This window comes from Kitasatospora sp. P5_F3, assembly GCF_054049135.1.
Genome location: NZ_JBFUMY010000026.1, coordinates 1 through 14,096, shown reverse-complemented (window position 1 = coordinate 14,096; position 14,096 = coordinate 1). Strand labels below are relative to the sequence as shown.

At 70.8% G+C, this 14,096-nt stretch carries 9 protein-coding genes, 1 tRNA gene and 1 pseudogene; 4 read left to right on the top strand and 7 right to left on the bottom strand.

The genetic code is table 11. From position 1 onward, the window contains the following. Nucleotides 1-14 precede the first annotated feature (14 nt). On the bottom strand, nt 15-1,970 hold the full coding sequence (locus ACXJMZ_RS17325; RefSeq protein WP_457030931.1) for a putative bifunctional diguanylate cyclase/phosphodiesterase: 1,956 nt from the start codon (nt 1,968-1,970) through the stop codon (nt 15-17). A gap of 312 nt (nt 1,971-2,282) precedes the next feature. Next, the gene (locus tag ACXJMZ_RS17320) at nt 2,283-2,711 is read right to left on the bottom strand and encodes an OsmC family peroxiredoxin (RefSeq protein ID WP_457030930.1); all 429 of its coding nucleotides are present in this window, start codon (nt 2,709-2,711) and stop codon (nt 2,283-2,285) included. A 324-nt stretch (nt 2,712-3,035) separates the two neighbouring features. Between ACXJMZ_RS17320 and ACXJMZ_RS17315 the strand changes: the two genes are divergently transcribed. After that, complete coding sequence (locus tag ACXJMZ_RS17315) at nt 3,036-3,326, top strand: chorismate mutase (RefSeq protein WP_057237840.1); 291 nt, start codon at nt 3,036-3,038, stop codon at nt 3,324-3,326. Nucleotides 3,327-3,594: 268 nt separating this feature from the next. Next, nucleotides 3,595-4,368: a signal peptidase I gene (gene lepB / locus ACXJMZ_RS17310; RefSeq protein WP_457030929.1), complete on the top strand. Its 774-nt coding sequence runs from the start codon at nt 3,595-3,597 to the stop codon at nt 4,366-4,368. Nucleotides 4,369-4,465: 97 nt separating this feature from the next. Here the strand turns inward: lepB and ACXJMZ_RS17305 are convergent, their stop codons facing one another. The 5 genes from ACXJMZ_RS17305 to ACXJMZ_RS17285 all read right to left on the bottom strand — a co-directional run bounded on the left by ACXJMZ_RS17305 (nt 4,466) and on the right by ACXJMZ_RS17285 (nt 11,026). Then, nucleotides 4,466-5,464, bottom strand: coding sequence for an EamA family transporter (locus ACXJMZ_RS17305; RefSeq protein ID WP_457030928.1), 999 nt, complete (start codon nt 5,462-5,464; stop codon nt 4,466-4,468). A 79-nt stretch (nt 5,465-5,543) separates the two neighbouring features. Further along, the gene (locus tag ACXJMZ_RS17300; RefSeq protein ID WP_457030927.1) at nt 5,544-7,811 is read right to left on the bottom strand and encodes a transglycosylase domain-containing protein; all 2,268 of its coding nucleotides are present in this window, start codon (nt 7,809-7,811) and stop codon (nt 5,544-5,546) included. Between the two features lie 128 nt (nt 7,812-7,939). Continuing rightward, nucleotides 7,940-8,302 (bottom strand): DUF427 domain-containing protein, encoded by a 363-nt coding sequence (locus ACXJMZ_RS17295; protein WP_457030926.1) that lies wholly within the window; start codon nt 8,300-8,302, stop codon nt 7,940-7,942. 133 nt (nt 8,303-8,435) lie between these two features. Then, nucleotides 8,436-8,509 (bottom strand) — tRNA-Lys (locus ACXJMZ_RS17290). Nucleotides 8,510-8,755: 246 nt separating this feature from the next. Then, nucleotides 8,756-11,026, bottom strand: coding sequence for a Dyp-type peroxidase (locus tag ACXJMZ_RS17285; protein ID WP_457030925.1), 2,271 nt, complete (start codon nt 11,024-11,026; stop codon nt 8,756-8,758). Between the two features lie 233 nt (nt 11,027-11,259). Here ACXJMZ_RS17285 and ACXJMZ_RS17280 point away from each other — a divergent pair, with 233 nt between their 5' ends. Together ACXJMZ_RS17280 and ACXJMZ_RS17275 are read left to right on the top strand one after the other, a co-directional pair. Further along, nucleotides 11,260-13,230 carry a galactose oxidase-like domain-containing protein gene (locus ACXJMZ_RS17280; protein ID WP_457030924.1) on the top strand — a complete coding sequence of 657 codons (1,971 nt, stop codon included), beginning with the start codon at nt 11,260-11,262 and terminating at the stop codon, nt 13,228-13,230. A 357-nt stretch (nt 13,231-13,587) separates the two neighbouring features. Further along, nucleotides 13,588-14,096, top strand: a pseudogene (locus ACXJMZ_RS17275) (ATP-binding protein); the annotation flags it as partial.

Below are 14,096 nucleotides of genomic sequence, written 5' to 3'. Positions count from 1 at the left end.
GCCACGACGGCCCGTCAGGCCGAGCGGACGCGACCCTCGCGCAGTATGGCCGCGATCCGCTCGGCCTCGCCCGGCCGGGCGAAGTACCAGCCCTGGGCGGTGTCGCAGCCGGTGAGCCGTAGGCGTTCGGCCTGGGAGGCGTTCTCGATGCCCTCGGCCGTCACGGTCAGGCCGAGCGCGTGTGCCAGCTGGACCATCGCGCCGACGATCTGCTCGTCCGCGTCGGTGCGCCGGAAGCGACTGTCCGGGCGCCCGCCCGGAGCCGGGTCGCGGAAGCCCTCGATGAAGCTGCCGTCCAACTTGAGCACGTGCACCGGCAGCCGGGACAGGTAGGCGAGGTTGGAGTACCCGGTGCCGAAGTCGTCGATGGCGATCCGGATGCCCATGTCCGCCAGCGCCTGGAGCGCCTGGACCGGGCGGCCGCCGGGGCCGAGCACCGCGCTCTCGGTGATCTCCAGCTGGAGCAGCCGGGCGGGCAGGCCGGTGAGCTTCAGTGCCTGGGCGACGTCGGCCACCACGTCGGAGTCCCAGATCTGACGAGCCGCCAGGTTGACGCTGACGAAGGTCTCGGCGTCGGGGAACTCCAGCAGCCAGCGCTTGGCCTGCCGGCAGGACTCCTCCAACACCCACTTGCCCAGCGGCACGATGGCGCCGGACTCCTCGGCGAGCGGGATGAAACGGTCGGGGGAGAGCGTCCCGTACCGGGGGTGCCGCCAGCGGACCAGCGCCTCGGCGCCGTGCACGGTGCCGTCGGCCAGTCCCACCAGCGGCTGGTACTCGACGGTGAACTCGCCGCGCTCCAGTGCCGGTCGCAGCGCGGTGGCCAGCCGCTGCCTGGTCAGCTGGTGGGCGCCGCGGTCCGGGTCGTAGAGCGTCCAGCGGGCCCGGCCGTCCGCCTTGGACCAGTAGAGCGTGGCGTCGGCGTCCTTCAGCAGGTCGGTGGGGGTGGTCTCGACGATCCGACGCTCGACCACCCCGACGCTCGCGGTCACCACCAGCTGCTGGCCGGCCACGTCGAACGGCTCCTCCAGCTTCTTGATCAGCTCGGCGGCGAGCGTGGTCAGCTGCTCGCTCCCGTCGCTGTCGCAGACCAGCACGGCGAACTCGTCGCCGCCCAGCCGGGCCACCAGTCGGCCGTCGCCCCGGGCGAAGCCGTGCTCCAGCCGGGCGGCCACCGCCACCAGGAGCTCGTCGCCGACATGGTGCCCGAGGGTCTCGTTGATCGCCGCGAAGCCGTCCAGGTCCACGTAACAGAGACCGACCCGCTTGCCCTGACCGGAGAGCCCGGTCAGCTCGGGGAGCCCGTCCGGACCGTCCGGCCTCGCCGAGCCGTCCAGCTCGCCGGGACCGACCGGATCGGGCACGGGAACATCAGCGGAATCGGGAGCCTCGGTGGCTTCGGCGAGCTGACCGGGCCCGAAGAGTGCGTTGAGCCGCTCGAAGAAGAGGGTGCGGTTAGGCAGTCGGGTCAGCGGGTCGTGCATCGCCTGGTAGGCGAGCTGGTCGCCGAGCAGCCGCTGCTCGGTCACGTCCTCGACCATGGCGAGGGTGTACATCGGGTGCCCGGCGCCGTCCCGGATCAGCGAGATGGTCACGTTGCTCCAGACCACGTGACCTTCGCGGTGCTTGAGCTGCTTCTCCACCCGCAGTCGGTCACGCTCGCCGCGGAGCAGCTCCAGATAGAGCCGCCGGGGAGTGTCCTCGGGGTCGATGATCTCGTGGATGTGCGTCCGCACCAGGTCAGGTGCCTCATGGCCGATCATGGCGGCGAAGGCCGGGTTGGCCTCGATGATCCGGTCGTCTGAGCCGATCAGGGCCATGCCGATCCCGGCGTCGGCGAAGGCCGCGCGGAAACGGGATTCGCTGGCCTGGAGCGCGTCGACGAGTGAGTCCGGGCCGCTGTCGCCCAGGCCCAGTGGTCCGGAGCAGACCGGGCAGAAACGGTCGGTCCCCTCGTTCCGACCCGGCACGGCATGCTCCCGTCCGCTGCTGATGCTGCTCCCGCCGACCGCACCGCAGTGGCCGGCTCACCGCTCTGTGAGGCCCTCGACGTTCGGTCGACGTTCGGTGCGGAGAACGCGGGTGGATGGCGTTCGGCAAGGAAGCAGGGCGCTGCCGTGATCATAGGACGCGCGCAGTTGCAACGGCGACCGCCGCCAGGGTGATTCGTCAGGTTTCGCGGCAACCGTGCCGGTACGTGACGGCGCCCCCTTCCGTCCCTCTCGTCAGACAGCATTACTTGTCGGACGGAGAGTCAGGGAGCGGTGTGACGGCGAGCAGCGTCAGGCGAGCGTCGCGGTCAGCGTGATGGTGGTGCCGGTCATCGCCTTGCTCACCGGGCAGTTGACCTTGGCGTCCTCGGCGGCCTTCACGAAGGCAGCCTCGTCGATGCCGGGGACCTGGCCGACGACGGTCAGGTGGATGCCGGTGATCCCGGCGCCCGGCTGGAAGGTGACGTCGGCCTGGGTGTCCAGAGCGGTGGGCGGGGTGCCCGCGCCTGCCAGGGCGTGCGAGAGGCCCATCGAGAAGCAGGCCGAGTGCGCGGCCGCGATGAGCTCCTCGGGGCTGGTCCTCCCGTTCGCCGCCTCATCCGTGCGGGCGGGCCATGAGACCGGGAACTTGCCGATGGCGGAGGAGGCGAAGGTGACCTCGCCCTTGCCTTCGAGCAGATTGCCTTCCCAGGCGGTGCGCGCGGTACGGGTGGCTGCCATGTTCAGGTACCTCCTGTGCTGGGGGACTGATGGTCCGTCAGTTCCGGTCATGCCGCGTTCAGCCTACGTGTCGAACACCACACGAAGTCCTGAAAGCCGGTTAACCGGTCCGCCGTCGTGTCCACATGGCGGACGAAGGTGACACACTCCGGGCTGGTCAGGTGGCCGCACTGTTAGATTGCGAGAGCCCAGTCAGCTAGCTCCGGAGCCACCCCGATGACGGATCAGTCCACGAACTCCGCCGCCACCCCCGCCGGTTCCTCGGCCGGTTCCAAGGCCAGTTCCACGGCCGCCACCGGCGCCGCCGCCGACGGGAACGGTGGGATCGCCGAGTCGGTCCGGGCCGAGCTGGTCAGCCTGCGCGAGAGCATCGACAACATCGACGCCGCCGTGGTCCACATGCTGGCCGAGCGGTTCAAGGCGACCCAGCGGGTCGGCCGGCTCAAGGCCGAGCACAAGCTGCCGCCCGCCGATCCGGCCAGGGAGCGGGCGCAGATCGCCCGGCTGCGGGAACTCGCCGCAGGCGCGCACCTGGATCCGGTGTTCGCGGAGAAGTTCCTGAACTTCATCATCGCCGAGGTGATCAGGCACCACGAGGCGATCGCCCAGTCCTGAGGCGGCCCGGGCCCGTTCCTGCGGCCCGACAAACCCCGCGAGCCACCCTAATCTGTCTGCGGTGGCTAAATGTCTGATTTCGCGACAGTTCCTGTGCGGCGTTAGCGTGCTGTTCTCCCCCGGACCTCCGGAAAGGCAGTACAGCGCGATGGCCAGGAAGTCCCAGCCCCAAAAGCCCCAGTCCAAGCAGCAGGACGGCACCAGGCGAGCGGCGTTGGCCGCGCCGACCGAGTCCGCACCGGGCTCCGGCCCGCAGGCGGCCTGATCCGTGACCCTTCCCCAGTCCGGCCCGGTGGTGGAGACGTCGACCCCCGCCGCCGAGCACAGCGCACAGCACCACCTCACCGGGACCGGCGGCAAGGCCAGGACCAAGGCCAAAGCCAAGGCCGACGGACGTCGCCGTCGGCTGCCCTGGTGGGTCGAGTTCCCCGCGATGATCGTGCTCGGCCTGGTGATCGCGCTGGCCATCAAGACCTGCCTGTTCCAGGTGTTCAGCATCCCGTCCGGTTCGATGGAGAACACCCTGCGGATCGGTGACCGGGTCGCCGTCAACAAGATGGCACCCCTGCTGGGCTGGGAGCCCAAGCCCGGCGAGCCCGTGGTGTTCAAGGACCCGGGCGGCTGGCTGCCGAGGCAGCCGACCGCCGACAACGCGTTCTCGGACGTGGTCGGCAGCACGCTCAGCTTTGTCGGCCTGCTGCCGCCGAAGGACGACAACTACCTGGTCAAGCGGGTGATCGCGACCGGTGGTGAGACCGTCCGGTGCACCGGCAAGACCCTCACGGTGAACGGCGCACCGGTGTCCGAGCCGTACCTGCACCCGGGCAACGACTCCTGCTCCGGTCTGGACTTCGGCCCGGTCACCGTCCCGAAGGGGTATGTCTGGGTGGAGGGCGACCACCGCAGCGACTCGGCCGACTCCCGCTACCACCAAGGCGGCCCGGGGGCCGGTGCCGTCCCGGTGTCCGACGTGGTCGGCCCGGCGTCGGCGGTCGTCTGGCCGCTGGGTCACCTGGACTGGTTCGGCTGGGTCGGCAAGTGACCTTCGTCCGGTAGCCGACGCCTGACCAGCCCCCGAAGCCCGAGCCCCGAAGCCCGAGCCCCGAGCCCGGCTCCCGAGCCCGAGCCCCGAGCCGGCGTCAGCCCCGGCGGCCCGCCACGCTGCGCTCGGCGGGCGGCTGCGCCGTCTCCGGGGTGAGCTCGGCGGGCCGGCTGGTCTGGGCGGTGAAGGCGCCGATCAGCACCAGCACGCCGCCGGCCAGCTGCCAGCCGCCGAGCCGTTCGCCGAGCAGGAACCAGGCGGCCACGGTGGCGACCACGGCCTCCAGATTGGCCACCACGGCGGCCACCGCCGGGGAGAGGAACTGCACCGAGACCACGCCGGTCAGGTACGCGAGCACGGTGGCGATCAGCACCATCCAGCCGGCGGCCAGGGCGGCGGGCAGCACCCGCCCGTTCATCACCACATCACCGCCGAGCACGCTCCAGTCCGCCGTCCACGGCTGGGTGAACGCGGTCAGGGCGACGGCACCGATCAGCAGGCCGTACGCGCTGATCGCCATCGGGTCGACCGGGCTGTCGCCCTGCCGGCCGGCGTCGGCGAGCAGGAAGTAGCCGACCTGACAGCAGGCGGCGCCGAGCCCGAACAGGACGCCGAGCGCGTCGAACGCCAGCCCGTGCCAGACCTCGACCACGCAGGCCAGGCCCGCCACCGCGACCCCGGCGCCGATGGTGGCGGCCCGGGAGACCGGCTTGCGCTGGACGAACTTGAGGTAGCCGAGCAGCAGCAGCGGCCCGAGGTACTCGATCAGCAGCGCCACCCCGACCGGGATCCGGGAGATCGAGGCGAAGTAGCAGGCCTGCACCCCGGCCACCGCGAGCAGCCCGAAGCCGATCATCAGCCGGGGCCGGCGCCGCACCGCGTCCCGGTGCTTGTACGCGAGCGGGAGCAGCACCACCGCCGCACCGGTGACCCGGAGCCAGACCACGTGCAGCGGGGAGAGCCCCGCTTCGATCAGCGGTTTGGCCGCCGTGCCGGAGCCGCCGAAGGCGAGCGCCGAGATCAGGGCGAGCGAGAGGCCGAGCGACCGGGGGGAGAGCCAGGAGACCTGAGGGAGTGGCGATGAGGAGCTGTGCACCGACGCATTGTGCCAGTCCGACCCACTGTCGGGTAAGGGGTGTCCATGCCCGACGGTCCTGCCAGGCGTGGAGCGACGGTCAGCCCGTCGGCACCGCCTTGGGTGAGGCCGCGCCGTCGGTCGTCGGCTCCCGGGTCGGGTCCGGCGGAGTCGGGGAGGGCGACCGGGTCGGCGTGGGCGTCGGCGTCGGGGTGGGCTTCGGCGTGGGGGTGGGTGTGGGCGTCGATGTCGGGCTGGACGGGTCAGGGTCGACCGGGGTCGACGGCTGCTCGGCCGGGATCGAGGGCGTGCTGCTCGGGGTGCTGGACGGCGTCGAGGACGGGGTCGAGGAGGGTTCGGTGGACCAGCTCCGGCCGCCCGTCGGCTCGGGGAACTCGGTGACGGGCTGTCCGTCCAGCGCCGCCGTCATGTAGGCGGTCCAGATCCGGGCCGGGAAGTTGCCGCCCGCCGCACCGGCGGCGCCGCCGGTCCCGTCCAGCGAGACCTGCTTGCCGCTGACCGGGTCCTGGCCGAACAGGGCGACGGTGGTGACCAGTTCAGGGGTGTAGCCGGCGAACCAGACCGACTTGAGGTCGTCGGTGGTGCCGGTCTTGCCGGCGGCCGGCCGGTCGAGTTCCTTTGCTCGGTACCCGGTGCCGCCCGGGTCGCTCACCACGCCCTGGAGCATCGAGGTGACGGTCCTGGCGGTCTCCTCGCTGATCGCCTGGGTGGTCTTGGGTGCGGGCAGCGCGACGTTCTCGCCCTCGTGCTCCAGCGACTTCACCAGCCAGGGGGTGGTCTGCTTGCCGCCGTTGTCCAGGGTGGCGTACACCCCGGCCATGTCCAGCACGCTCGGCGTGGAGGTGCCGAGCGAGATCGAGGAGAGCGCCTTCAGCTCGGGGGTGTCGGCCGGCAGGCCGAGTGCGACGGCGGTCTCCCGGACCTTCTCCAGCCCGGTGTCCTGGGCGAGTTGGGCGAAGGCCGAGTTCACCGACCAGTCGGTGGCCTGCTGCAGGGTGATCTGCCCGTAGCTCTTGTTGCCGTCGTTCGGCGGCGCGTACGGCGTGCCGCGACCGCCCACCACCGGCCGCTTGCTCCGGCCGTCGTACACGGTCTGCGGGGTGACGGTCTGTCCGGACTGGGTCTCCGCGCCGGAGTCCAGCGCGGCGGCCAGCGCGATCGCCTTGAAGGTCGAACCGGCCTGGTAGTCCTGCCGGGTGGCGTTGTCGATCCAGTGCTTGGTGGCGTCCTGCCCGCCGTACAGCGCGACCACCGCCCCGGTCTTCGGGTCCAGCGAGACCGCACCGGCCTGCGCGGCGGCGTCCACCGGCCGGCTGTCCGGCTTGAGCCGGTCGGTGAGCTGGCTGCGGACGGCGGCGTCCAGGTCCTGCTGCCGCTTCGGGTCCACGGTCAGCTTGATGGTGTAGCCGCCCTGGGCGAGCTGGGCGTCGGTGAGCACGTTGTGCGCGGTGAGGTACTCGGTCGCGGCGGTCACCAGATAACCGGCCTGGCCGGCCAGACCGGGGGCGCTCTTCGGCTCCTTCACCTCGGGGAAGGTGATCGCGGCGCGGTCGGTGGCGGAGAGCCAGTTCTCCTGCACCATCGCGTCGAGCACGTAGTTCCACCGGTTGGTGGCGTTCTGCTTGCCGGTGGGGGTGGCGGTCGAGACGTCGTACGCGCTCGGCGCGTTGAGCAGGGCGGCCAGGTAGGCGCCCTGCGCGGGGTTCAGCTGGGTGGCGTCGATGCCGTAGTACGCCTGGGCGGCGGCCTGGATGCCATACGCGCCGCGACCGTAGTAGGAGGTGTTGAGGTAGCCGGCCAGCACCTCGTCCTTGGTCTCGGTGGCGTCCACCTTGAGCGCGATGAACAGCTCCTTCACCTTGCGGGTGACGGTCTGCTTCTGGTTCAGGTAGGTGTTCTTGACGTACTGCTGGGTGATCGTCGAGCCGCCCTGGGTGCTGCCACCGGTGGCGGTGTTGAACGCCGCCCGGGTCAGGCCCTTCAGGTTGACCGCGCCCTCGTGGTAGAAGTTCCGGTCCTCGGCGGCGAGCGCGGCGTGCTGGGCGTCCTGGGAGATCTTGTCCAGGCCGACGTTCTGCCGGTTGGTCTGCCCGGTCCGTGCCAGCAGGGTGCCGTCCTGGTAGAGCCAGGTGTTGCTCTGCGCGGTGGCCTGCGCGTGCGCGTCCGGCACCTTCACCAGCGTCAGCCCGAGCGCGAACAGGCCGACCCCGAGCACCGTGCAGACCAGCGTGCCGACCAGGGTGAACCGCCAGGTCGGTATCAGCCGACGCCAACCGGTCCGGCGGGGACGGGAGCCACCGGGCTTCCGGGGGCGCGGACGGGGACCGTTCGGGGCAGTGCGGGGCAACGGGAGGCCTTTCCTGCGAGACCTGTGACGGTTGCTCACGCGGTCGGATTCAGACGATCCGTCCCAGCCTGCCCCGAACGGTATGGGAGATGTTAGGGACCTTTGTCCCGTTTTTTCTTACGCCGGGCTTACCGTCCGGGGAGCTCGCCCTCCACGCTCAGCTCGGCGACGGTGTCGTAGAAGCAGATGTACCCGGCGATCGCCGCCACCGAGTCCAGTGGCTCCGGGTAGTACCAGGCCACGTCGGCCCGGTCGCCGAACGACCAGTAGGAGGCCTCGCCCTTGAACGGGCAGGTGGTGTGCGTCACGCTCGGCTGGAACAGCGTCAGATCGACATCCTGCGGCGGCAGGTAGTAACGGACCGGCAGGCCGGTCTCGAACAGCGCCAGCGGGCGGCTCGACTTGGCGACCTTGGTGCCGTCGATCCGTACCGTCACGGTCTGCTCGGGGTGGACCAGGTCGATCCGGTGGCCCTGGGCGGGGTTCGGCATGGGGTGTGCTCCTCTGCTGGGGTGGCCCCTGTTCTGCTGGGCCGCTGTCGTCCATTGGACAGGCCGACCGCCCGCTCCGGAGCGGAAACGCCGGAAGGCCCCTCACCGAAGTGAGGGGCCTTCCGACCGTCTGTGCGCCGCCAGGGACTCGAACCCCGGACCCGCTGATTAAGAGTCAGCTGCTCTAACCAACTGAGCTAGCGGCGCCTGTCTGACCCCGAGAACAATACACGGTCCGGCGGGAAGCTCCGAATCGGTTCCGGCGCCGGTCGGTACCGGCCCGCGGCGGTGATCAGGCCGGCCCGGTGCCCAGCTCCGCAGCCCGCCGGCCCGGCCGGCCACCTGCTGATGCAGGACCGGCCGGCCGAGGTGGCCGCCGCCGTACCGGACGGCCCCGGCGAACAGTCGCGACCGAGCTGAGGGCTGCCACATCCCGTACGGGATGAGGAGGCGTCAGCTGGTGAGCGAGGTCCAGAGCGTCAGTGCCCGGTCGGCGACCGCCTCCTGGTCCGGATGCCCGGCGCCGCTCTTGATCGAGATGATCCGGTACCTGTCCTGGTGGAACACCCAGAACAGGCTGAACCCGTTGACCAGTTGCATGTCCGGCAGGGCCAGGAACTCGTCCACCCTGCTGATCCCGGCCAGCGACTGCCAGAGCGAGATCGAGCGGTCACCACGCTCGATCAGGTCGGTGTGCGCACTGCCGTCGGCGATCGAGATCAGCCGGTAGACCTGCTGGCCCATGAAGGTGTGGAAGACCCAGTACCAGCTCTTGCCGTTCTCCCGCTGCTGGTCGGGCACCGGGAGGAAGGCGTCCACCTGCTGGATGCCGTCGAACGAGGCCCAGGCCGTGATCGGACGGTCACCCCGGTCGACCGTGCCCGCCTGGTCCGGCGGCAGGCCGGACTCGGCCCGGTCGGCGATCGAGATCAGCCGGTAGACCTGGCGGCCCTCGGTGGTGTGGAACAGCCAGAACCGGCTGCGGCCGTTCTTCCGCTGCTCGTCCGGCACCGGGAGCACCGCGTCCACCCGGTCGACCCCGGTGTAGATCTGCGGCCAGGTGGAGAGCGGCCGGTCGGGCCGCTCCACCTTGTCGTGGTGCTCGGCGCCGTCGGCGATCGAGATGGTCCGGGCGACCGGGCCGGAACTGCCCGTCCCGTAGGCCCAGAACCAGCTCTTGCCGCCCTGCCGGTAGAGGTCGGGAACGGCCAGGAAGGCGTCGGTCGGCCGGACGGTGCTGGGCAGCTTGTCGGTCAGCCGCCCGTCGCCGAGCAGTCGCAGGGTGGTCAGCGAGGGCGCGAAGCCGTACACCGAGCCCTCGGTGGTGACGAACTGGTTGAACGTCAGCTCGGTGGAGGCGCCGGGCGACTCCCAGCTGACCGTGCCGGTCGGGCCGACGTCCGGGTCGGGGCCCGGCTTGTTGGGCCGGTTCGGCGGGAAGTCCACGTTGTTGATCCAGGCCTTCTGGATGAACTCGAACTGCTCGACCAGGTCGGACTGGTAGCTGACGAACAGCAGCCCGCGCGGGTCGTCGGGGCCGCCGGGCCCCTCGGAGGCCGGGTCGAAGGGCGCGCCGTACGGGGAGCCCCGGCGCATGATCCGCCGACGGTCCATCACCGGGTTCTCCGGGAACGGCTCGGAGCCCGGGCGCTCCTGCAGACCGTCCCGGGGGTTGGTCTTGCGCAGGTGGGAGAAGAGCGGGGTGGTGAAGCCCTCCGGGTCGTTCCGGAAGCCGAAGTCGTTGTCCTCGCCGGACATCGAGTTGAACGGCCGGTCGGCGTTCGGGCACTTGGCCACCGGCGTGCCCGACCGCCAACGGCCGACCACCCGGGCGGCCAGCCACTCGGGGGTGGCCTCGTCCGGCACCACCTTGGCCTTCTTCAGCACCTTGAGCTGGGCGGAGATCTGGGCCCACCAGCCGGGGACGTCCTGGGCCAGCCGGCGGACCACATGGAAGCTGCCGTTCTCGGTCCAGTCCGGCATCGGGTCGTACGGGATACCGCCGATCCGGGGGTGCCCGACCACGAACTCGCCCGCCGGGATCAGCCGGGTGCCCGGCTTGCCCTTCTCGTACTCGGGCTTCTCCGGGTCGGGTTCGTCGAAGCCCTGGACGGCGGGCTCGCTCACGCCGTCCTTGAAGCCGAAGTGCTCCTTGCCCCGGCGGGTGCCGGTCAGGGTCGCGCCGTTCTGCTGGAAGACGATCACGATCTTGGCCTGGGCGGTCGCCTCCCGCTGGGCGGTGACGGCGGCCTGCAAGTCCTGGAGGGTGTCCGAGGCGATGGTCAGCACCGCGTGCACGGTCTGGCCCTTGCCGTCGCCGAACAGCCAGTTGGCCGGGGAGCTGTCGCCGACGTCGCCCAGCGTGCGCTTGTCCGAACCCTGCTTGAAGGCCTCCAGGGTGCCGCCCGCGGGCACCGAGGGGAGCGGCTCCTTTCCGGTGAGCTGCTTGAGGCCCTCGTAGGTGAAACTGACGTTCATCCAGGTCGCTCTGAGCTTCTGCGGATCGTCGCCGCCCGAGGCCTGCCTGGCTCTGCGGAACGCCGCGTTGAACGCGGCGACCTGTCTGGTGGTGGAGATCTGCGGCTCCAGCTGCCGCACCCACGTCCGGGCCCTGGCCGCGTCCTCGAACTTGAGGAACAGCAGGGTCATCTGGTCCTTCTTGAAACCGGCGATCACGTCGCCCTGGATGTCTTCGCTCTCACGCAGCTTCAGCTCAGTCGGCATGGTGCCTCCCGGTGGTCAGGTGGTTACACGGAGCAACGGAGACGCTACGGTATGCATGCGAACGGCAATAGGGCTTCGGCCCGGAATGACTCGACCGGCCGAATGGTCGGACCGGCTCACCCGGGAGCGCGTTCCGAAGTGACAGTCAGTCGTGAACGAATCAACACTGAGTGACGGTGCGTCCGCTCCCGCCGGCGCCTCGGCTCATCAGTCCCAGCTTCGCTAGGAGTCCCATGTCCCGCAGGAATCCGCCCGTCCCCCGGCGGCTGCTCGCGGCCGCGGTGGCGGTCTGTGCCGCCACCGCGCTGACCGTCTCGGTGGCCGGTCCGGTCGCCGCCCATGGCAACGACCCGACCGCCGGCACCCACGCCGACTCCCACGCCGACACCCCGGCCGGGGCTCCGGCTGCCGCCCCGGCCGGCAGTAAGGCCGACGGCAAGGCCAAGGCCGATCCGGACGAGGCGGCGGTGCTCGGCGAGGAGCACGCCCAGGAACACGCCCTGACCAGGAAGATGCTGGCCGCGGTCGGCGAGTACCCGCAGTCCACCCGGACCGAACGGCTGAAGGCACTGGGGGAGTCCCAGGCCGCCGCCAACCTGGGCTTCGACCCCAGTGAGTCCGGGCAGTTCCGGGAGTACTTCCAGTCCCCCGACTTCGCCGCGCACATCGCCCAACTGCCCACCGGCAAGGTGCTGCTGTTCTCCTTCGAGCGGATCGAGAAGAACCCGCAGAAGGAGCCCGCGCCGACCGACACGATCGGCAAGGAGAACGCCGGCCGGGCGTACCTCTGGGACCCGGCCAAGGGCACCGGCACCGGCGCCTTCACCAAGGTCACCCCGCCGGTGGTGAACATGCCGGACGGGCTGAACCAGCCGCGCCCCGCGCCGTTCTTCTGCGCCGGGCACTCCTTCCTGCCCAACGGCATGCTCGGCGTCTTCGGCGGCAACCTGGGCGGCAACGGCGGCTCCGGTGCCAAGCTCTCGCTGGTCTTCGACCCCTGGCAGGAGGTCTGGTACCAGAACAAGGACATGGCGGTCGGCCGCTGGTACCCGAGCGTGGTGACCGGCATGGACGGCCGACAGCTCATCATGTCCGGCCAGTCCGAGCTGGGTTGGGGCACCCCGACCGCGATCGTCGAGCGCTTCCCGGCTCTCGACAAGGCGGTGCCGGTGGCGAAGACCGACAAGCCGGAGAGCTGGTCGATCGGGAAGTTCAAGGCGGACGCCCCGTTCAAGCGGGACTACCCGCACCTGTTCTCGCTGCGCGACGGCAAGATCTACGGGCTCGGCCGCAGCCCCGACCAGCAGTGGGTCTTCGACATCAACTCCGAGACCAGGACCGCCCTGCCGGCCCGACCGGACAACCCGCCGGCGCCGGGCGCGATGGCGCCGCCGCAGGGCTTCGGCCGTAACTACGGCTCGGCCGTCCCGCTGCCGGCCGGCTTCCGCGGCCCGGACTCGGTGCTGGTGCTCGGCGGTGACCGCGACGACCCGAACACCTACCAGCTGGTCGGCGGCCAGTGGAGCAAGCAGCAGCCGCGCGCCTTCGGCCGTACCCAGGACGACACCCTGCTGCTCCCGGATGCCACCCTGCTCACCGTCAACGGCGCCTTCGACATCCGGGACTACGGCAACGGCACGTACAACCCGAACGCCGACCTGAAGTACCGGCAGACCGAACTCCGGGACGAGAACGGCAACTGGAAGCTCGGCCCGGCCCAGCGGCTGCCGCGCGGCTACCACTCCAACGCGGTGGTGCTGCCGGACGGCCGGGTGATGGTGACCGGTGACGAGCTCCAGCAGCTGGCCAACGACCCGGACGTCAGCGACGACATGAACGGCAGCATCGAGATCTACGAGCCGGCCTACCTGCACCAGGGCAGCCGGCCCAACCTCGGCATGGTGTTCAACCCCTCGGTCACCTACAACGAGAAGATCACCGTCAGCAGCAGCACCCCCAACGACGTGACCCGCGCGGTGCTGCTCGCCCCGACCACCGCGACCCACTCGGTCAACACCAGCCAGCGCCACCTGGAGCTGCGGATCAAGAGCCGCGGGGGCAACTTCCTGGAGCTGCAGGCGCCGCCCTCGGCGGCCGCCGCGCCGCCCGGCTACTACATGGTCTTCCTGCTGAACGAGGAGGGTGCGCCGAGCACCGCGGGCTGGGTCCAGCTGAAGCCCGCCTCGGGCGGTCAGACCCCCTGACCCGGCACCGGAATGCGCGGCCCGCCGTCCCCGACGGCGGGCCGTCGCCGTGCGGTCCGAGTGTGATCTGCATGTGATCTGCGCCCAAAAGGCCACGTGAAAGGCCCAAATATGGTAGCCGATCAGTCTGTTGAGGACCCGTCAGGGTGATCCGAAAAACCGGCTATGCTACTCCCGCCCAGCCGCGCCCACCCCGTGTCCGTCAAGGTGGGCGAGGACCGGAAAGGCCCTTCCAAGGCCGGTACGCGGCTCGTATGTCCGTACACCTTCCGACAGTTGAGGACGCTGATGCTTGGTGCTGGAGAGACGCCCGGAGATCTGCGCCCCGCGCGCGCGCTGGGATGGCTCCTGCCCACGGTGTTGACCGCGGCCGCAGCCGTTGTCGCCACCTTCCTGATAGCCAAGGAGGCCCGGCCGGCCGTTGGTTGGTGCGGTGCGGTGGCCACCCTGGCGGTTGCCCTGGTGGCGACCGAGGCGGCCCGCCGAGGCCGCGCGCTGACCGCCCTGCGCGAACGCGCGGCCCGCCAGGAGGCGGAGCTCAGAGGCCAGTTGGCCGCCCAGGAGGCGGAGACCGTCCAGCTCGCCGAGGTGCTGCCGCTGGCGGTGGCCCGGCTGCAGGCCGGTGAGTTCCTGGACGACGTGCTGCGCGAGCTGTCCCCCGGCGCCGACTCGCCCGGCTTCCAGCAGGCCAGGCAGGCCGTGCTGCGGACGGTGCTCGAAGCGGTCGACGCCGAGGAGGGGCTGCGCGAGTCGGCCCAGCGGGCGTTCGTGAACATCGCCCGCCGGGTGCAGGCGATCGTGCACCGGCAGGCCCAGGACCTGCGCGAGATGGAGGACCGGCACGGCACCGACCCGGCCGTCTTCGA

What these genes read in the sequence shown, in the direction of transcription:
- ACXJMZ_RS17280 (WP_457030924.1), top strand. Translation starts at nt 11,260, where the DNA reads ATGTCCCGCAGGAATCCGCCCGTCCCCCGGCGGCTGCTCGCGGCCGCG.
- ACXJMZ_RS17320 (WP_457030930.1), bottom strand. Translation starts at nt 2,711, where the DNA reads ATGGCAGCCACCCGTACCGCGCGCACCGCCTGGGAAGGCAATCTGCTC.
- ACXJMZ_RS17285 (WP_457030925.1), bottom strand. Translation starts at nt 11,026, where the DNA reads ATGCCGACTGAGCTGAAGCTGCGTGAGAGCGAAGACATCCAGGGCGAC.
- ACXJMZ_RS17295 (WP_457030926.1), bottom strand. Translation starts at nt 8,302, where the DNA reads ATGCCGAACCCCGCCCAGGGCCACCGGATCGACCTGGTCCACCCCGAG.